General features: G+C 68.0%; 18 protein-coding genes. 6 read left to right on the plus strand and 12 right to left on the minus strand.

The genetic code is table 11. The features are described from left to right. Nucleotides 1–19: 19 nt before the first annotated feature. From BN2156_RS11770 to BN2156_RS11790, 5 genes are all read right to left on the minus strand, one after another. Nucleotides 20–694, minus strand: coding sequence for a PIG-L deacetylase family protein (locus BN2156_RS11770; RefSeq protein WP_090513760.1), 675 nt, complete (start codon nt 692–694; stop codon nt 20–22). Between the two features lie 2 nt (nt 695–696). Continuing rightward, nucleotides 697–1095, minus strand: a complete 399-nt coding sequence (locus tag BN2156_RS11775; protein WP_090513763.1) for an SgcJ/EcaC family oxidoreductase — start codon at nt 1093–1095, stop codon at nt 697–699. A 33-nt stretch (nt 1096–1128) separates the two neighbouring features. After that, a complete protein-coding gene (locus BN2156_RS11780) occupies nt 1129–2493 on the minus strand; it encodes an LLM class flavin-dependent oxidoreductase (protein ID WP_090513766.1) in 1365 nt (454 codons plus the stop codon). Further along, entirely contained in the window at nt 2490–3800 is a 1311-nt protein-coding gene (locus BN2156_RS11785) for an MFS transporter (protein ID WP_090513769.1), read from the minus strand. Before BN2156_RS11785 ends, BN2156_RS11780 begins: the two co-directional genes overlap by 4 nt. A gap of 73 nt (nt 3801–3873) precedes the next feature. Then, nucleotides 3874–4482 (minus strand): TetR/AcrR family transcriptional regulator, encoded by a 609-nt coding sequence (locus tag BN2156_RS11790; protein ID WP_090513772.1) that lies wholly within the window; start codon nt 4480–4482, stop codon nt 3874–3876. Nucleotides 4483–4527: 45 nt separating this feature from the next. Between BN2156_RS11790 and BN2156_RS11795 the strand changes: the two genes are divergently transcribed. After that, nucleotides 4528–5673 (plus strand): phosphotransferase family protein, encoded by a 1146-nt coding sequence (locus BN2156_RS11795; protein WP_090513776.1) that lies wholly within the window; start codon nt 4528–4530, stop codon nt 5671–5673. Further along, the gene (locus BN2156_RS11800) at nt 5674–6813 is read left to right on the plus strand and encodes an Rv3169 family protein (RefSeq protein WP_090513778.1); all 1140 of its coding nucleotides are present in this window, start codon (nt 5674–5676) and stop codon (nt 6811–6813) included. A gap of 21 nt (nt 6814–6834) precedes the next feature. On the opposite strand, the gene BN2156_RS11805 is transcribed toward BN2156_RS11800, so the two are convergent. Next, the gene (locus BN2156_RS11805) at nt 6835–7200 is read right to left on the minus strand and encodes a DUF4345 domain-containing protein (RefSeq protein ID WP_090513780.1); all 366 of its coding nucleotides are present in this window, start codon (nt 7198–7200) and stop codon (nt 6835–6837) included. A 30-nt stretch (nt 7201–7230) separates the two neighbouring features. Here BN2156_RS11805 and BN2156_RS11810 point away from each other — a divergent pair, with 30 nt between their 5' ends. After that, the gene (locus tag BN2156_RS11810; protein WP_090513783.1) at nt 7231–7986 is read left to right on the plus strand and encodes an AraC family transcriptional regulator; all 756 of its coding nucleotides are present in this window, start codon (nt 7231–7233) and stop codon (nt 7984–7986) included. A 101-nt stretch (nt 7987–8087) separates the two neighbouring features. Here BN2156_RS11810 and BN2156_RS11815 read toward each other — a convergent pair whose 3' ends face one another. Then, complete coding sequence (locus tag BN2156_RS11815) at nt 8088–9584, minus strand: flavin-containing monooxygenase (RefSeq protein ID WP_090513786.1); 1497 nt, start codon at nt 9582–9584, stop codon at nt 8088–8090. A gap of 41 nt (nt 9585–9625) precedes the next feature. Continuing rightward, nucleotides 9626–10597, minus strand: coding sequence for a TIGR03617 family F420-dependent LLM class oxidoreductase (locus BN2156_RS11820; protein ID WP_162490853.1), 972 nt, complete (start codon nt 10595–10597; stop codon nt 9626–9628). Between the two features lie 27 nt (nt 10598–10624). On the opposite strand from BN2156_RS11820, the gene BN2156_RS11825 reads away from it, so the two are divergent. Beyond that, nucleotides 10625–11977, plus strand: a complete 1353-nt coding sequence (locus tag BN2156_RS11825; RefSeq protein WP_090513789.1) for a flavin monoamine oxidase family protein — start codon at nt 10625–10627, stop codon at nt 11975–11977. Nucleotides 11978–11981: 4 nt separating this feature from the next. Here BN2156_RS11825 and BN2156_RS11830 read toward each other — a convergent pair whose 3' ends face one another. Together BN2156_RS11830 and BN2156_RS11835 are read right to left on the minus strand one after the other, a co-directional pair. Further along, nucleotides 11982–12908 carry an alpha/beta fold hydrolase gene (locus tag BN2156_RS11830; protein WP_090513792.1) on the minus strand — a complete coding sequence of 309 codons (927 nt, stop codon included), beginning with the start codon at nt 12906–12908 and terminating at the stop codon, nt 11982–11984. 45 nt (nt 12909–12953) lie between these two features. Then, nucleotides 12954–14048, minus strand: a complete 1095-nt coding sequence (locus BN2156_RS11835; protein WP_090513795.1) for an NAD(P)-dependent alcohol dehydrogenase — start codon at nt 14046–14048, stop codon at nt 12954–12956. A 69-nt stretch (nt 14049–14117) separates the two neighbouring features. Between BN2156_RS11835 and BN2156_RS11840 the strand changes: the two genes are divergently transcribed. Further along, entirely contained in the window at nt 14118–15098 is a 981-nt protein-coding gene (locus BN2156_RS11840; protein ID WP_090513797.1) for an NADPH:quinone oxidoreductase family protein, read from the plus strand. A gap of 37 nt (nt 15099–15135) precedes the next feature. Then, nucleotides 15136–15558 (plus strand): nitroreductase family deazaflavin-dependent oxidoreductase, encoded by a 423-nt coding sequence (locus BN2156_RS11845; RefSeq protein WP_090513800.1) that lies wholly within the window; start codon nt 15136–15138, stop codon nt 15556–15558. 3 nt (nt 15559–15561) lie between these two features. Here the strand turns inward: BN2156_RS11845 and BN2156_RS11850 are convergent, their stop codons facing one another. Both BN2156_RS11850 and BN2156_RS11855 read right to left on the minus strand, forming a co-directional pair. Then, the gene (locus tag BN2156_RS11850) at nt 15562–17625 is read right to left on the minus strand and encodes an acyltransferase family protein (protein ID WP_090513802.1); all 2064 of its coding nucleotides are present in this window, start codon (nt 17623–17625) and stop codon (nt 15562–15564) included. Nucleotides 17626–17790: 165 nt separating this feature from the next. Further along, a complete protein-coding gene (locus BN2156_RS11855; protein ID WP_090513804.1) occupies nt 17791–19284 on the minus strand; it encodes a PucR family transcriptional regulator in 1494 nt (497 codons plus the stop codon). Between the last annotated feature and the right edge of the window lie 153 nt (nt 19285–19437).

The following is a 19437-nucleotide window of genomic DNA, read 5'->3' on the forward strand; positions in this document are numbered from 1 at the left end:
TAGGCCGACGCCGGCGGGGTCAGCGATGCCGCTTGAGGATGAAACCGACGGTTCGCTCGCCGAAGCCTGGCAACGCCGGTGTGGACATCTCCACCTGCGCCCGGGCCTGTTCGACCACGGGGGTTTCCGGGTCGAGCACCGACAGGTAAACCTCGTGAGCGGCAAGGGCATCCACCGCTGCATCGGTGTAGCCGTCGACCACCTCGCAATGCGTGGGATCCGGTCCGTTCTCGAACAGCCACCCCGGCGGGTCGGCGAGACTGTCATATGCCGCCGCGACCGCATGGGCGAACTCGATGTGATCACGCTGGTTCGGGGCGCCGGGCGCCCAGGCCGGACCGCTGTAAGTGGTGACGACGACATCGGGACGCAGCGACACGATGGTCTCGGCGATCTTCGCCTGCAACTCGGGGGTGTCGTGGATGTTGCTGTCCGGAAAGTCCCAGAATGTCACGTCGTCCACTCCCACAATGGCAGCCGATCGGCGCTGCTCCCCTTCCCGTAAGGGTCCGGCCTCCTCCGGGGGCATTCCGGCGATCCCGACCTCACCCCGGCAGGCCAGCGCGTAATGCACGGCCTTGCCCTCGGCGGTCCACTTCGCGACGGCCGCACCGACCCCGTACTCGGGATCATCCGGGTGTGCGACCAGCACGAGCGCTGTCTGCCAGTCGGTGGGAAACGGTTGTACCGGCATGGCTAGCTCACCCGGGTGTTGTGGGCGGAGCGAATCAACCAGCGCCCGTCGCGTTCCACGACGACGTAGCTGATGATTCCGCTGCGGTTCTCCGGGCGCGCTCCCGGCTGTGCATGGTCGGGCCAGTCCCAGCGCGTGTGCACCAGCGCCACACCGGGCGCGATCTCGGCGATGGCCTCGACCCGCTGGGTGTAATTATGCTTCTGCCGCACAACGGATTCCGGCACATCCCGGTGCCCATCGACATTGTCACCGCGGGACGTCCACCACAGCCCACTGTGTGCGACGAAGTCGGCGTCCTCGGTGAAGTACCGCCCCCAGCCGTCCATATCGTGCGCCACCCACAGGTCGGTCGCGGCGTCCATGACGGCCCTGATGTCCTGCTGGTCTCGTGTGTCCACCAGACCAGTGTCCGACCTCAACAATGGTTCATGTCAACCCCAGCCCGGCGGTCGGTAAGTCGCGCCGGGATGCTCGGCCGCCAGCAGCGGCCCCGCACCGCCGAGCCGCTCGCGCAGGGTGGCACGCTCGTGGTGACCGGGTATCCGGCCGCGGCGGCGCAACTCGGGCACGACATGGCGGGCGAAGTCGACAAAGGTGCCTGGAGTGGTGACATAGGCGAGGTTGAAACCGTCGACCCCGGCCTCGTCGACCCAACGTTCGAGTTCGTCGGCAACCTCGGTCGGTGAACCCACCACCACCGGGCCACGGCCACCGAGGCCGACCTCGTGGGCCAGCTCTGCCGCCGTCCAGTTGCGGTCAGACGTGGTGAACGATGCCAGCGCCGAACGATTGGCCTCGGTCTGCACGTATCTCAGCGGTTCGTCGGGCCCGAGCTCGGCCAGATCCACCCCGGTCCAGCCGCCGAACAGCGCCAGCGCCCCATCCGGGCTGACATACTGCCGGTAGTCGTGCAGCTTCGCGACGGCCAGTTCACGAGTCTCGGCGACGATCGGCGTCAGCATCGTGAAAACCTTGACGGACTTGGGATCTCGCCCGAGTTCGGCGGCAGCGGCACGCAGTGCCTTGACCGGCTTGGCCACGATTTCAGGCGTCGGACCGGACACGAACACCGCCTCGGCGTGGGCCGCGGCGAACCGGACTCCGCGCGGTGAGGCACCCGCCTGGAACAGCACGGGGGTGCGCTGCGGGGACGGTTCGCACAGGAACGGCCCGGGAACGCTGAAGTAACGCCCCTTGTGTTCGATGTCGTGCACTTTCGCCGGGTCGGTGAACACGCCACGCTCACGGTCCCGGATGACGGCGGACGGCTCCCACGATGCCTCCCACAGCTTGTAGCAGACCTCGAGATACTCCTCGGCGATCTCGTAGCGTTCGTCGTGCGGGATCTGGGCATCCAGACCGAGATTGCGGGCGGCACTGTCGAGATAGGACGTGACGATGTTCCAGGCCACCCGTCCGCCGGTCAGATGATCCAGCGTCGAGAACCGCCGAGCCAAGGCATACGGCTGCTCGTAGGTCAGCGATACCGTGACACCGAACCCGAGCGTCTCGGTGACCGCGGCCATGGCTGAGACAGCGAGCGTCGGATCATTGACCGGTACCTGTGCCGCGTCGGCCACGGCCGCATCCCGCGAACCGCCGTACACGTCGTAGACCCCGAGGACGTCGGCGAGGAACAACGCGTCAAAGCCGCCGGCCTCCAGCGTGCGGGCCAGATCCGTCCAGTAGCCGAGTTCGCGGTATCGGTAGCCCTGATCCTCGGGGTGGCGCCACAATCCCGCCGACTGGTGTCCGACACAGGCCATGTCGAAGGCATTGAGGTAGATCCTGGTCACCGGGCATCTCCGATCTCGTCCAGATGCGTTTCGCGCGCGACGTACGCGGCCGCGAAGGTGATCGCCGCCAGCACCGCGAAATACCCGACGATGAGCCAGGGACTGCCGCCACCGGCGACCAGCAGCGCCGCCGCGATCAACGGGGCGAAACCTCCCGAGAGCACCGCGCCGATCTGATAGCCCAACGAAGCACCGCTGTAGCGCACCCGGGTGTCGAACAGCTCACCGAACCACGCGGCCTGTGGCCCGTACATGGCGTCGTGAGCGATGTTGACGCCGAACACGATCGCCAGCACGATCGCGACGTGGGATCCGGTGCCCGCGGCGACGAAGAACAGGATGAGCGCCACCACACCGGCGACCGCACCGAACAGATACGGTGGTCGTCGACCGATGCGGTCCGACAGCCATGCCCACGCCGGGGTACTGATCAGACCGATGGCCGACGAGATGAGGACGGCGGTCAGACCGACCTGACTGCCGGCCTCCGACGAATCCTGCAGGTAAGTCAGCGAATACGTGGTCAGCAGGACGAACAGAGCGATCTGCGAGAACCGCAATGCGGTGGTGATCACGACATTGCGTGGTTGTGTCCGCAGCACCTCCAACACCGGCAGGCGCGCCACCTCACCGCGATCCCGGACCTGCGTGAACACCTCGGCGTCGCTGAGCCTGAGCCGGATCACCAGGCCGACGACGATCAGAACCGCACTGAGCAGAAAGGGAATTCGCCAACCGTAGGCGAGGAAAGCCTCGGGCCCGGTGATCGTTCGCGTCAGGTAGAAGACCGCCGTCGACAGCAACATTCCCGCCGGAGAGCCCAATTGAGTGAAGCTGCCGAACAAACCACGACGCCCCACCGGCGCGTGCTCCACCGACAGCAATGCCGCACCTCCCCATTCGGCTCCTACCGCGAGACCTTGCAGCAATCGCAGCGTCGCCAGCAGAGCCGGCGCGATGAGCCCGGCCTGCGCATAGGTCGGCAAGAGACCGATCGCAAACGTGCTCAATCCCATTCCCACGAGCGCGATCACCAGAACCGTCTTGCGTCCCAAGCGATCTCCGTAGTGACCGGCTATCAGCGCCCCCAACGGCCGGGCACCGAATCCGGCGGCATAGGTCGCGAACGAGGCCAACGTGCCTGCCGTCGACGAGATGTTCGGGAAGAACAGAGGTTTGAAGACCAGAGCGGCGGCGGTGGCATAGAGATAGAAGTCGTACCACTCGATCGTGGTACCGACCGCGCTGCCGAGTGCGACGGTGCGCGCTGTCGGTTTGGCCGCTGAACGTGGGGCGGTAAGAGTCACGTCAGCGCAGGCTATGCGGCGCCGGGACCACTCGGAAGGATTGTCCTCAGCGTGATGCGAACAGCGTGGGACGTTACTTGCTGACGGTGGCGCCGTGCACCAGGATCGCCGCTGTCTGCGCCACCCATTCGTCGTCGAGTTCACGTTCGGGCCACAACAGCATCCGCAGCATGGTCGACCCGCCGATCAGTTCCACCAGACGGTCCGGGTCCACATCGGCCTGGACCTCGCCGCGCACGATGCCGTCGACGATGCGGGCACGCACGGTGACGAAGGTCCCGGCGAACCGCTGCATCACCCGTGAATTGAGGTCGGTGTCGGCGACGACATCGGCCACAAGGCCGGGCAGCGCCGCACGCATCACCGGACTGGTGAACACGTCACGGGCCGCAGCGACCATCGCCCGGATATCCGCGGCGATGTCGCCCGCGGGTGCGGTCAACGCGGTCGCGGCAGCGGGGAACACGGCCTCGTGCACCAACTCCGCCTTGCTCGACCACCGGCGGTACAGCGCGGTTTTCGTGGTCTCCGCCCGCTCGGCAACCGCCGCCATCGTCAGGTTCGCGTAACCGATTTCGACAAGCAGGTCCACGGTCGCCTGCAATATGGCAGCGTCAATGCGCGGGTCACGGGGACGTCCTGCTCCGGCGGTCTTGCCAACCGGTGATGGCTCTGCTTTCATAACGCTACTAACAGTATCGTAATTGTGCCGGTAAGGAACAGTTGAATGGCAAACGAGGCCGTGGACGCTCCTGTGGAGAACGTCGAACACCTGCAACGCTCCAGCCGTGACGTCACCACCCTCCCATCGGTGCTGTCGAAATGGCTGTCCACCGTGATGCCCGGCGGCGTCACACCCGAGATCACCGTGGAGAGCGGAGTCGACTCCAACGGCATGTCCTCGGAGACGATCATGCTGACCGGGCACTGGGAAGAGGACGGCGAGCCGCGAGAGCAGCAATGGGTGGCCCGCGTGGCCCCCACCGCCGACGACGTCCCGGTGTTCTCGTCCTACCGGCTGGACCACCAGTTCGAGGTGATGCGTCAGGTCGGCGAACTCACCGATGTGCCGGTCCCCAACGTGCGCTGGATGGACACCACCGGCGAGGTGCTCGGCACCCCGTTCTTCCTGATGGACCGCGTCGACGGTCAGGTGCCGCCGGACGTCATGCCTTACACCTTCGGCGGCAACTGGTTCGCCGATGCCCCCCTCGAACGTCAGCGCGAGCTGCAGGACAGCACCGTCGAGGTACTGGCGAAACTCCACGCGATCCCCGACGCCGCCGAGCGGTTCGGCTTCCTGTCCGAGATCGACCCACCCGGCGACACCCCACTGCGCCGGCACTTCGGCTGGCTCAAGGATTGGTACGAGTACGCGGTACCCGACATCGGCCGGTCACCGCTGGTCGAGCGCGCACTGGCCTGGCTGGAGGAGAACTTCCCCGAGGATGTCGCGGCGTCGGACTCCGTCCTGATCTGGGGTGACTCACGCATCGGCAACGTGCTCTACGACAACTTCCGGCCGACGGCGGTTCTCGACTGGGAGATGGCCACCATCGGCCCTCGCGAGCTCGACGTTTCGTGGATCATCTTCGCGCACATGGTTTTCCAGGAGCTGGCCGGCTTGGCCGGACTCCCGGGCCTGCCCGACGTCATGCGGGAGGAGGATGTCCGCGCCACCTACCGCGAGCTGACCGGGGCCGAACTCGGTGACCTGCGCTGGTTCTACATCTACTCCGGCGTCATCTGGTGTTGCGTGTTCATGCGCACCGGTGCCCGGCGGGTGCACTTCGGCGAGACCGAGAAACCCGAGGATGTCGAATCGATGTTCTACCACGCGCCGTTGCTGCGGCGCCTGATCGAGGAGTCGTAAATGCTCGGCCCGATGGACGAATTCCCGGTACACCAAGTCTCCCAGCCGATCGCCTGGCCAGGGTCGTCGGACCGGAACTTCTACGACCGTTCGTATTTCAACGCCCACGACCGCACCGGTGACATCTTCGTCATCACCGGTCTCGGCTATTACCCCAACCTCGGGGTGAAGGACGCGTACTTCCTGGTGTCCCGCCGCGACAGCGGCAAGTTCGGCGGTAGTGGGGACACGCAGACGGCCGTGCACCTGTCCGACGCGATCGACCAGGACCGGCTCAACCAGCACGTCGGCGCCTACCGGGTCGAGGTCCCCGAGCCGCTCAAGAAGGTTCGCATCGTGCTCGAGGAGACCGAGGGCATTTCCGCGGATCTCACCTGGAACGGGCTGTTCGACGTCGTCCAGGAACAGCCCCACCTGATGCGCCAGGGCAACCGGGTCACCCTCGACGCCCAGCGGTTTGCCCAATTGGGTTCCTGGAGTGGCCATCTGGAGATCGACGGCCAGCGCATCGACGTCGACCCGGAAACCTGGATCGGCTCGCGCGACCGGTCCTGGGGCATCCGGCCGATCGGTGAGGCCGAGCCTGCCGGGCGCCCGGCCGACCCGCCTTTCGAGGGCATGTGGTGGCTGTACGTACCGATGGCCTTCGACGACTTCGCGATCGTGCTCATCATCCAGGAGGAGCCCAACGGGTTCCGTTCGCTCAACGACTGCACGCGGATCTGGAAGGACGGCCGCGTCGAGCAGCTCGGCTGGCCGCGCATCAAGATCCACTACCGCTCCGGCACCCGTGTGCCGACCGGGGCCACCATCGAGGCCACCGCGCTCGACGGCACCCCCGTCCGGTTCGACGTGGAATCCAAACTGCCCGTGCCGATTCACGTCGGCGGCGGCTACGGCGGCGACGTCGACTGGATCCACGGCGTGTGGAAGGGCGAGAAGTTCACCGAGCGCCGCACCTACGACATGACCGACCCGGCAGTCGTCGGGCGCACCGCCTTCGGCGTGATCGACCACGTCGGCCGCGCCGTCTGCACCGAGGGCGGGACGACGTCCGAGGGCTGGGGACTGTTCGAGCACGGTGCACTCGGCCGGCACGACCCATCGGGCTTCGCCGACTGGCTCACCGTCGCCCCGTAATCACTTCCTCGCGCGAGGAAATCAGGCGGCCCAGAAGAGCGCGGCCGCACCGATCGCCTCGACCAGGCAGTAGAACCAGTTGGGGTAGAAGGCAGTCCGTTCATCCAACACCGCCGAGACGGCGCGGCCGAGGGCCATGCCGGCCAGCGCGGCGCCGACGGTGATCACCACCCCGGTGCGCACCTGCCCCGGCGTCACCGCCGCGTACGCCAGCACCGCGGCCATGGCGAGGCCGAAACCGCCGTACACGCCACGGACTTCCGCGCGGGCCGCGGCGGTTCTGAGGTCATAGTCGAACGGGCGCAGAATCGCCGCGGGAGCCGCCAGCGCGTAGATACCCATACCGGCGAAGAACACGCCGACGACGGCGATGACAGCAACAGCCACGGTAGCCTCCTGGTCAGGTTGTCCTTCAGCATGCAGACTGAACCCGTGCCGGCGCTTCCACAAACCTGCTGCCCGACGGTGTGGCTGTGGCCCGGCCAAGCCCTCTACGCCGGGCCCGGGCTGGGTCTGGAACCGCACTCCGGCTCGGTGTGGTGCCTGGCTGTCGGTGTCGACGGGCCGCTGACCGTGACGGTGTCCGGCCAGGCGATCGTGGCCCACAGTGTGTTGATCCCCCCGCGGCTCACCCATCACCTGGCGATGCCGGGCGCGATGGTGTCGTGCTATCTCGATCCCAGTGCGCAGCGCAGCGCGTCGTGCCGAGGCCAGTTCACCGAATTCCGGGGCAGCATCGGCGTCGGCCACGCTGCCGAGTCCGCGCTGACGGCGATGCCTGATGACGACGCGGCCGCCCGGCGCTGGCTGGATGTGGCCGCACCGGAGGTGCCGCACCGGATCGATCCCCGGATCGAGCTGGTGGCCAAGCAGATTCGCCAGGACCCGGCGGCGGCGGTGCCGGCGCGCGAGCTCGCCGCCGCTGCGGGGTTGTCCGAATCCCGGTTCCTGCATCTGTTCCGCCGCGAGGCCGGAACCAGCCTGCGCCGCTACCGGATGTGGAGCAGGCTCGTGCTGGCGGGTACCGCCGTGGCGACCGGTGAGAATCTGACCACCGCGGCCGCTGATTCCGGTTTCGCCAGCCCGTCACACCTGGCGGACACCTTCAAGACCACGTTCGGGCTGTCGGCCACCCAGCTGCTGACGACGGGCTTGCGTATCCGCACACCATGACGAGCGTGCACAGAATGTCGGCAAAATGCGGCGTTTCGGGCAGCAGACACGCACGCTCGCGGTGCTGAGGACGGTGCTCAGGACGGTCCTCAGGACGGTGCTCAGGAAGCGGCCTCGGACGTGACGGCAGGGGCGCGGCCGAACACCATTGACTCTTCGATGCGGTCGAAGCGGTGGTCGATGGCGTCCAGCACATAGTTGTGCCGCACATGCCACGGCCGCTTGGTGCCCGACCGCGGCAGCGCATGCTCGGACCGCTGGATGTAGCCGGCCTCCAGGTCCCACGTCCGCTTCTCCGGCATCGGCGCGGCACCCTTGTGCGGATAGGCGTGGGTGTAGCCGTGAGCACCCATGTAGGCCAACAGGTTTGCGAATGCCCGTGCGGTCATGTCGGCCCGCAGCGTCCACGACGCGTTGGTGTACCCGATGCACCAGGCCAGATTCGGGACGTCCTCCAGCAGGAACTCCTTGTAGACGAACCGCTCGGTCGGCTTGACCTCGTGACCGTCGACCGCCAGCCGGATCCCGCCGAGCGCCTGCAATTGCAGACCGGTCGCGGTGACGATCACATCGGCGTCCACCCGCGCACCGGATTTCAGCACGATGCCGGTGGCGTCGATGTGGTCGATGTGATCGGTGACGACGTCGACCCGGCCGTCGCTGATATGCCCGAACAGGTCTCCGTCGAGCACCAGACACAACCGCTGGTCCCACGGGTTGTACCGGGGCTTGAAATGCACGTCGACGGGATACCCCTCGGGCAACGCTGCGACGATCCGCCTGCGCAGATAACTGCGACCGAGATCGGGGGCCTTGCGGAAGAAGAAATAACTCAGCACATGGATCATCGCGTTGCGGAACCGCACGATCTGATGAGACAGCTTGCGTGGCAGAACCTTACGGATGGTCTGCACCGTCGGAACGATGCGGTCCGCCGACACCATGTAGGTGGGTGAGCGCTGCAGCATCGTCACGTGCGAGGCCCGCTGCGCCAGTGCGGGCACCAGGCTGACCGCCGTCGCGCCGCTGCCGATCACCACGACGCGCTTACCCGAGTAGTCCAGCGACTCGGGCCAGAACTGCGGGTGTACCACCTCGCCGCCGAAGCTCTCGATGCCGGGGAATTCCGGAGTGTAGGGCTCGTCGTAGTTGTAATAGCCGGTGCCGCAGAACAGATACCGGCACCGGTAGGTCCTGGACTGGCCGTCCTGCTCGGTCTGCACGGTCCAGGTGTCGGTGTTCGAGTCCCAATCCGCCGACAACACACGGGTGTTGAACCGGATGTGGCGGTCGATGCCGTGCTCCCGGGCGGTCTCGGTGAGATAGTCGCGGATGTCGTCACCGTCGGCCACGTTCTCCGGCCTGGTCCACGGCTGGTACGGGAAGCTCAGCGTGAAGATGTCACTGTCGGAACGGATCCCCGGATAGCGGAACAGGTCCCACGTGCCACCGATCCGCTCCCGGCGTTCGAGCACGGTGTAGGTCAGTCCGGGGCTCTTCTCATGGACGCGATAGGCCGCACCCAACCCCGAGATCCCGGCCCCGATGATGAGCACATCCGAATAGTCCGGATCCGCAGCCCGACGAGCGTCGTCCATGGCGAACCTCCTTTGGTCCCGCTCGGTACCACCCTATGTGCTCAGTCGCGCAGCGCGTCAACGATCCGGGCAAGCACATCCACGTCGATCGGACCCGGTTGGTACAGGCAGATCCGGTCGGACACCCCGCCCACCCGATCCCGGATGTGGGCGGCGATGTCGGCGGGGCTGCCGCAAGCCGCGATGGTGTGCAACACCTCGTCGTCGATCAGCGAACCCATCTCCTGCCAGCGGCCCTGTTTGGACAGCGCGTTGAGCTCAGGCTGCAAATCTCCCCAACCGTGCACCTCAAGCACCGGCCGGTACGCGGGCGTGGAGCCGTAGAACGCGAGCAGGCGCCGCGCCGCGTCATGGTCGTCCCCGGCCGACACGATGATCTCCGGGACGATGGCCAGTGCCGCCTCGTCCCGCCCGGCGGCGGCCAGCCCGTCGCGCACCGCGGGCAGCGTGGCCTCGTGCAGGAACCGCTTCGAGCCGAACGGCATGACCAGCAGGCCGTCGGCGAACTGCGCGGTGGCGCGGGTGAGCCGCGGGCCCAGCGCGCCGACATAGATCGGTGGCGGGCCGTACGGATTGTCCCGCGGCGTGAACGTCGGCGTCATCAGCGTGTGCCGGTAATACTCGCCGCGAAAATCCAGCCGCTCGCCGGTGTCCCAGGCGGCGAAGATCGCGCGCAACGCCGCGACGAACTCGGACATCCGGGCCACCGGGCGGTCGAACTCCGCACCGAACCGCTTCTCGATCTGGGTGCGGATCTGGGTGCCGAGCCCCAGGGTGAACCGCCCGCCGGAGAGGATCTGGTGGTCGATAGCCTGGTGCGCCAAGTGAATCGGGTTGCGGGGAAACGCAATTGCCACATTGGTCATCAGATCCAGATCCCCGACGGTGCTGGCCAGCGTCAAGGGGGTGAACACATCGTGCGGCCCCTCGAAGGTGAACACCCCACTGGCACCGGCCTCGCGCAGGGCCGCAGACCTCTCGATCGCGTCGCGCGGCCCGAACAACGCTGTCATGACCTTCACGCGTGAGAGCCTAGACAGGTGAGCATCCCAACCAGCACCGACGTCGTCGTGGTGGGCGCCGGATTCGCCGGCCTGTCCGCCGCCCGGGCCCTCGCCCGGCTCGGACACCAGGTGGTGGTGCTGGAGGGTCGCGATCGGGTCGGCGGACGTTCCTCGACCACGACGATCGCCGGAGTACCGGTCGACCTGGGCGGCACGTTCGTCGGTCCCACCCAGGACGCGGTGCTGGCGCTGGCCGCCGAGCTCGGGTGCCGCACGGTGCCCACCTACGACCGCGGCAAGAACCTGATCCGCTGGCACGGGCGGGTGCGCTCCTACCGCAGCACCATTCCGCGGCTGTCGATGATGGAACTCTTCGACGTCTCCCGCATCCAGTGGCGCTTCGAACGGCTCAGCCGGCAGATCCGGGTCAACGAGCCGTGGACGAGCGCGAACGCCCAGAAACTCGACGAGCTCACCCTGGAGCAGTGGCTGCGCTCGGCGGGCGCCAACGCCTCGACCCGCAACCTGATGGCGATCATGTCCCGCGTCACCTGGGGTGCCGAGCCCGACGAGGTGTCGATGCTGCACGCCGCCCGCTACGTGAAAGCCGCCGGCGGACTGGACCGCATGCTCGACGTTCGCGACGGCGCCCAGCAGGACCGGTTTCCCGGCGGTACCCAGCAGATCGCGGGCAAGATGGCCGACGAACTGGGCGACCGCGTCGTGCTCGACGCCCCGGTCAGCCGCATCGAGCGCCACCCCGACGGCACGGTGGCGGTGAGTTTCCCGGCCGGCGAGATCCGCGCACGCGCGGTGATCGTGGCGATTCCACCCCAGCACCGGACCGGTATCGAATTCAGCCCTCCACTGCCCCAGGCCTACACCGAGCTGTCCGCGCACTGGCCCCAGGGCAACCTCAGCAAGGCCTACGCTGCCTATGAACGGCCCTTCTGGCGCGCCAACGGCTGCTCGGGCGAGGCCTTGTCCGACGAGGGGCCGGTGTTCATCACCTTCGATGTCAGCCCGGACGACGCAGGACCCGGCATCCTGCTCGGATTCACCGACGCCCGCACGTTCGACCGGCTGACGCCGGACCAACGACGCGAGCAGGCCCTGTCCGGGTTCGCCACCCTGTTCGGCAAGACGGCGCTGGAACCGATCGATTACATCGACCACCGTTGGAGCACAGAACAATTCGCGCCCGGAGGACCGACGGCGGCGGTGCCGCCGGGGTCGTGGACACAGTACGGCCGGTGGCTGCGCGAACCCGTCGACGCCATTCACTGGGCCGGCACCGAAACCGCCGACGAGTGGACCGGATTCCTCGACGGGGCGGTCCGCTCCGGTCAGCGGGCAGCCGCCGAAGTCGCCGGCCGCCTTACCGACTGACGAGCTACTGACCGACCGCCCGGGGCGGGGACACCGATTCGGCCAAGGCCCGCAACTGGGCATTCACCTGTGACGGGCATTCCAGGATGGCGCAGTGACCGCCGGGCATCTCGACGAAGGCGCTGAGATTCGGCGCGTCGGCGGCTATGCGGCGGGCGGCGTTGATGGGCAGCAGACGGTCCTTGACGCTGCCGATCACCAACGTGGGCACCGACAGATTCTGCAGCGAGATATGTTGCGGTCCAAGACTGTTTACCAGCGCCCTGGCCCAGCCACCGCGGCCCGCCGGCGGGGTGTCGGCGAACAGCCGATAGACGTACTCGGCAACCCACGGCTCGGCGTCGTGGCCCACCGCCAGGTGCGCGACGAATCGTTTGTTGGGGCGTTCGGTGATCCGGGGCATCGAGGCGCCGCCGAACGTCCTGATCGCGGTACCGGCTGCCCGGATTCGCGTCGCCGCCAGCGGTGCCGGGACCCTGAGCAGTTCCACGTCCCGCACCAGGTCGCCGGTGGTGGTGTTGATCAGGGCGACCGCGTCAGCGCGGGCGGCCACCCGACCCGGATAGCGCTGCGACCACGAGGTGATCGCGATACCGCCCATCGAATGCCCGGCGAGGATGGCATGTTCGCCCGGCTTCAGCGTGGTGTCGAGCACCGCGTCCAGGTCCGCGGCGAGATGGTTGAGGCTGTAGCGGCGCCGCCCGTGCGGAGTCTCGCTGCGGCCGTGCCCACGATGGTCGTAGGCGATGACGCGGTAGTCGCCGGCCAGATCGGCGATCTGGTGGGCCCACACTCCGATGGCACAGGTGATGCCGTGGGCCAGCACGATCGGATAGCCGTCCTCCGGCCCGAACACCTCGGCATGCAACCGCACGCCGTCGACGGCGCGAACCTCGACAGGGCGTCCCGGTGGTAGCTGGGGAAGGGTCATGATGCTCCGATCATTGGCGCCGTTGCCGGTGAAAGGTGGGGTTTGTCAGCTTACCGCGCCGGTGATCAGCACGGGTTTGACGACGTCAGCGGCCTTGGCGGCGGCCCAGGCCCGGCCGAAGTCGTCGAATGGGTAGCGGCTCACGAATGTGTCGAGCGGAAGTTCGCCACGGCGGTGCAGATCGACCAGGCGCGGAATGAACGCCTGCGGGTCGCTGTCACCTTCCACCACCCCCCGAACGGTCAGGCCCCGACCCATGATGGCCGCGACGGGCAGCTCGGCGGTCAATGCGCCCAGGCCCAGCAGAACCAGGGTGCCGCGCTCACGCAGCACCCCGACCGCCGCGGCGAGGACGTCCGGCCGCGCGGTGGTGTCGACCGCGGCGGCCACTCCCCCGGTCAGCTCGAGCACCGCGGCAGCGGCGTCGGATGCGGTCGGGTCGATCGTCGCGGTGGCACCCAGTTCGGTTGCCAGCATGCGCCGCTGTGCGATCGGGTCCACGGCGATGATGGTGCGGCACCGTGCGATGCGGGCGCCCATGACCGCCGAGAGCCCGACGGCGCCTGCGCCGAACACCACGAGCGCGTCCTCGGGTTGCGGCGCAACCACATTGAGGACAGCACCGACACCGGTCTGCACGCTGCAGCCCAGCGGAGCGGCCAGCGCCGGGTCGATCGGCTCGGGCAGCACCACAGCGTTTCGGCTTCCGGCGATCGCGTAGGTACAGAAGCTGGACTGCCCGAAGAACCCGCCGCCGATGGGGACGCCGTCGCGGTGCAGGGCCGCCGACTCGTCCCGCCGGCTGCCGCGCATGTTCAGGTCGGTGGAGCGCTCGCAGTACGCCGGGGCGTCGGACCGGCAGTTGGGGCACTCGCCGCAGCTGGCGAAGGTGAGAACCACCTGGTCGCCGACTCGGGGCGTCGCGTCCGGTCCGGCCTGGACGATGGTGCCCGCACCCTCGTGACCGAACACCATGGGCAGCTTGCGAAACCGCCCGGCCACGCTGACATCGGTGTGGCAGATACCCACCGCGTCGATTCGGACCAGCACCTCGTCGCCGACGGGTTCCCGGATCTGGACCTCGGTGAGCTGTGGATCGGCTCCGGCGTCGAGCACCACCGCGGCGCGGGCGTTGAGCATCCGGTGATGCTAACCACCGACTTGACACCTGTCACAATTGGCTGGCGACCCCACCAGAAGGAGACACCGATGCGTGCAGCACAGATCACCGCCCTCGACGGTCCCGACGCGGTACGGGTGGCCGACGTGGAGGAACCGAGCGGCGGCGCCGCCGACAACCCCGTGGTGATCGACGTCCATGCCGCCGGGGTCGCCTTCCCGGACGCCCTGCTGACCCGCGGGCTCTATCAGTACAAGCCGGATCTGCCGTTCACCCCGGGCGCGGAGGTCGCCGGCGTGGTGCGCAGCGCCCCGGCCGGCGCCCATGTGTCCGCCGGTGACCGCGTGCTGGGCCTGACCATGTTGTCCGGCGGCATGGCCGAAGTCGTGGCGCTGCCGGCCGAGCGGGTATTCGCGCTACCGGACTCGGTGTCCTTCGAGGCCGGCGCCGGCATCCTGTTCAACGACCTGACGGTGCAGTTCTCCCTGCGCACCCGCGGTCGGCTCGCCGAGGGCGAGACCGTGCTGGTGCACGGCGCGGCGGGCGGCATCGGCACCTCGGCGCTGCGGCTGGCCCCAGCGCTGGGCGCCTCGCGCACCATCGCCGTGGTGTCCACCGAGGAGAAGGGCGAGATCGCCAGGGCCGCAGGCGCATCGGATGTGGTGCTGGCCGATGGATTCCGTGACGCCGTGAAGGAACTCACCGACGGCCGGGGGGTGGACATCGTCCTCGACCCGGTCGGCGGTGACCGCTTCACCGACTCGCTGCGATCGCTGGCCGTGGGCGGGCGGTTGTTGGTGGTCGGGTTCACCGGCGGGGAGATCCCCACCGTCAAGGTCAACCGCCTGCTGCTCAACAACGTCGACGTGATCGGCGCAGGCTGGGGCGCGTGGACGTTCTCCCACCCGGGCTACCTGCAAGAGCAGTGGGCCGAACTGCAGCCGCTGCTGGCCTCTGGCGCAGTGCCGGCCCCCCAGCCTGAGGTGTACCCGCTGGAGCAGGCCGCGCTGGCCATCGCGTCACTGGAGAACCGCAGCGCGAAGGGCAAAGTGGTCCTCAAACTGCGCTGACCGGAATAGCAGCGACGTCGCCGGTGTTGCGGGGTGCGTGACTGAACATGCCGAATTGAGCCCGACCGACTGGGTACGCGATCAGACCCAACGCATCCTGGAACAAGGCACCACCGACGGCGTCGAGGTACTCGACCGCCCGATCGTGCTGTTCACGACGACCGGCGCCAAGTCCGGCAAGAAGCGGTACGTACCGCTGATGCGCGTGGAAGAGGACGGCCGCTACGCGATGGTGGCATCCAAGGGCGGCGACCCGGCGCACCCGTCCTGGTACTTCAACGTCAAGGCCAACCCCGCCGTGACGGTGCAGGACGGCGACAAGATCGCGTCGCTGACCGCGCGCGAACTGTCCGGTGACGAGCGCGAGCATTGGTGGAAGCTGGCGGTCGAGGCCTACCCGCCGTACGCCGAGTACCAGACCAAGACCACGCGACAGATCCCGGTCTTCATCGTCGAATGATCGCTACCACCAGCCGAGGGCGACGGACATCTGCCGTGCCAACTCGGTGGTGAGCGTGCGCACGTAGGCCGCCGACAGGTGGTGGGCATCGTGGTAGACCAGCACGTTGCCCTCCACAGCGCGACAGATCGTCGGCCGGCACACCGCGTCGCTGAGGTCCAGGGCCTTCATCAACGGATAGTCGGCCAGGTAGTCCAGTGTGGGGTTGCGCTCGGCCAGGGCTTCGTCCCGCGGCAGCCCACAGGCATCGGCATCACCGCCCTTGGACAGGCAGTCGACCGGTGAGAAGAACCAGCCGTCCCGGATCATCCACGGCGTGTCACGGATACCGAGCATCGGAATGCCATTGGCGGACAGCTCATCCCAGATCCCCAGGTAGTAGTCGGGCACGTAATCGCCCGGGCTGTTGAGGATCGGGCGCGTCGAGGTGAAGAACACGTAGTCGGGCCGGTCGGCGATGATCTTGGCCAGCGCGTTGTCGGACCAGGTCCGGCATGACGGGTAGGTGTCGAAGGATCCCGCGATGATCGGCACAGCCTTGGTGGTCAGTGGACAACCGAACTTCAGGTACGTGGTCACCTTGACGCCGTGCTGGCGTCCGATCTGGTGCAGCGCGGTCAGCCAGTGCTCCGAATGCGAGCCTCCGGCCAGTGCAATCGTGCGGGCGCCCTTCGGGTCTCCGTACACGCAGCTGACGACCTCGTCACCGGTGAAGCCCGTGACGCAATGGTCAACCGACGACGGCGGGATGTCGTCATCGGCTTCCAACACACTCGGGCGCATCGGCAGCTTGGCGACCCGCTGATTGTCGATGAGCGCCTGCGCGCCCGGGTAATCGCGAATCGAGAGCATGCCGAGCTCCGCGCCGCTGGCCCGAGCTCGTGCGACGTGTCCCTGCCACATCAGCGATGTCGCGACCAGCGTCACCGCCACCAAGAGGACGACCGCACTCGACGCCATCCACGCGCCGATCCCGCGACGCCACGGCCGCTGGGTCCACCGCGCGGTGAACGCCGCCAGCAGCACAACGACCAGCAGGATCACGATGCCGTCGGCCAGCCCGACGGCATCGTCGTTGATGGTGGCCAACCAGAAGATCAGCAGGGGCCAGTGCCACAGATAGAGCGGATAAGCCATGGCTCCGATCGCGACCAGCGGGGCGCTGGGCAGAAATTGGTTCGTTCTCATCGACGTTCCCTGGGCCGCGCTGACGATCACCAGCACCGTCGCCGCCGCCGGGATCAAGGTCCAGGCGCCCGGGGACTGCACGGTCCGGTCCGTGAGCGCACCGCACACCCCGATTGCCACCACCCCGGCCGCAGCCACCCCGGCCCGTATCGGGCTCGGCCACCGGACCCGCCCCACCGGCCCGGTCACGAGAGCGGCGGCCAGCACCCCGGCCAACAGCTCCCAGGCTCGGGCGCCGGTGCTGTAGTAGGCCAGCATCGGGTTGTCCGGCTGCGTCGTGACCGCGCAGTACAGCGATGCCACCGCGGCGACACCGGACGCGGCAACCAGGATTGTGCGTCGCGCAGCGCGACCCCGACGCGTCGTCGCCGCGAGAACCGCACCGGCGAGCAGGAAGAACGCGAGCGCGAACTGGCCCAGCACGGAGATCGCCCACAGGTGGTGGAGCGGGGTCACCGCCTCACCGGCCTGCACATAGTCGTCCGCCGAGCCCAGCAGCTGCCAATTCTGATAGAAGCCCAGGCCGGCCAGGGTCTGGTCGGCGAATGCCTCCCAGCGGGTCTGCGGCTGTACCAGCACCGTCAGCACCGCACTCACCACGACCATGAGAACCAACGGCGGGATCAACCAGCGTGCCGCCCGGCCCGCCTCGACGGCCAGGGCCGTCGGGCTCGCGGTCCCGATACTGCGCAGCACCCGGCTGCCGATGAAGAAGCCGGACAGGATCAGCAGGACATCCACTCCACCCGACGCCCGGCCGAACCAGAAGTGGCAGATCACCACCATCACGATGGCCACACCGCTCAACCCGATCAGGTCATCGCGGACCTGCCGCCGCACGGCAGGAACGCGAACCGGATCGCCAACAATCGCCTGCACGCTGAACTTCCCCTGGGATGTATCCGCCGGTCACTGACGACGGCAACACCCAGGGGCCACGCCATTCGTCGCACCGAGCATAGGCCCACCGAGTCGGCGGGCCAGGTCGGGTGACGAACACCAAACGCACCCTTTTGGGACAGCCCGGCAGCGGTGAGGCCGATCTCAGCCCGGCCGGCGAGACTCCAACAGCTGCCACGCCTTGAGCGCCAGCCACAGCTGTGCCCGGGTATCGGCAGATTCCAGGTCGTCGCCCAACAGCTGACAGATCCGCCGCATCCGGTTGCGCATGGTGTGACGATGCACCGTGAGCTCGGCGGCCGCGGCCTCCATCTGGCCGTTGCGCCCGAGGAATGCCGCCAGGGTGGGAATCAGCTCGTCCCCACCGGCCAGCGAATCCAATGGTGCGGCCAGTACCCGCAGTTCGGCCACGCTGCGGCCGTCGAGCAGAACACCCATCGGGCCGAGTTCACCGAAGTCGCTGAACCGCCCGGCGCCGGCATGCGCGGCGATGCGGGCCTGTTCCAGCGCCGTGTGCAGATCCGCCAACCGGACCGGCCGGCTCATCCCGCCCCGGACCGGTACGCCCGTCTGCTGTTCGAGTTCCTGCACGACGGTGCGGATCCGGCGCCGGCTGCCGCCGGCCGGCACCACGAGCACAATCTCGTCGCCCGTCGGGGCCATCAGAAACGACGTCAGCACCCGGCCCAGCACGTGTTCGGCCGCCAACAACGGCCCCGCCCCGGTGAACGACGCTACGACGACGTCACCGTCGGGCTCGAAACCGAAGTAGCGCAGCACCGCGCTGTCGACCGACCCTGCGCCGGTGAGCATCTCGCGGGTCACCGCGATCCGCAACAGTTGCTCGGCGTCGACCACCCGGGCCGGCTTCTCGATCGCGATCGAGATGAGCGACACCGCATGCGCGATCAGCAGCCGGTCTGCGTTGGACATCGGGCCGGACGTCCGTACCGCAAGCCGACCGCGAACCGGTTGAGCGGCGCGCAGATTCTGGATCGTCACATACGCGTCCCCGTCGGCGGTGACGTAAGCGCCGTGCCGACGGGTCGAGGCGGCCTGCTCGCCCAGTACGGCGATGAGCCGCTCCTGCGCGCTGCCCGCGGCGGCCAGCACGGTGCCGTCGGGGTCGACCACCACGACCGTGGCGGACAGACGCTCGGCCAGTGCGCCGACCACCCCGGGGATACCGCCGCGCAACGTTGCCCGGGCCAGCACCTCCTGAGCGTCGACGACCCGCTGGACCGAGCGCAGTTCCTCGGCCTTGAGCGCGTCGATCACCACCCGCGCGATCGCGATGAACGGCGTCGACTCGGGCACCTCGAACACCGGGAGCCCGAACTCGTCGCCGGCGGCACGCACGGCGGGCGGCACATCGGCGATCGTGGTGCCGGTGTCGACGGCCAGGGCCACCGTGCCGGCCGCGGCCAGGCGGGCAACGTAAGCGTGCTGCGCGGCGGCATCGGCACCGATGTTGATGCCCGTCGTCATCACCAACTCACCACCGGCCAGGTACGGGGTCGGATCGGTCAGCTCGATCGCATGCGCCCACGAGATCTCACGGTCAGCGCCTTGTGCCCCGGCCACCACGACAAGGCCGAGGCTGTCGACCTCGGCCAAGTCCCGCACGGTGAGCGCCACAGAAGCAGTCTTACTCCTTTTCGGCGGTCACCGCCGTCACCTCGGCTCGTGACTGTGACGGCGAGCACTCATCCACGATGAAAACAGTTGAGCTGTAGCCAAACTCACACTCTAAGAATTGGTTTTAATCACTGCCGGGCGGGACCATGGAGG

It is taken from the genome of Mycolicibacterium neworleansense (assembly GCF_001245615.1).
Lineage (GTDB): Bacteria > Actinomycetota > Actinomycetes > Mycobacteriales > Mycobacteriaceae > Mycobacterium > Mycobacterium neworleansense.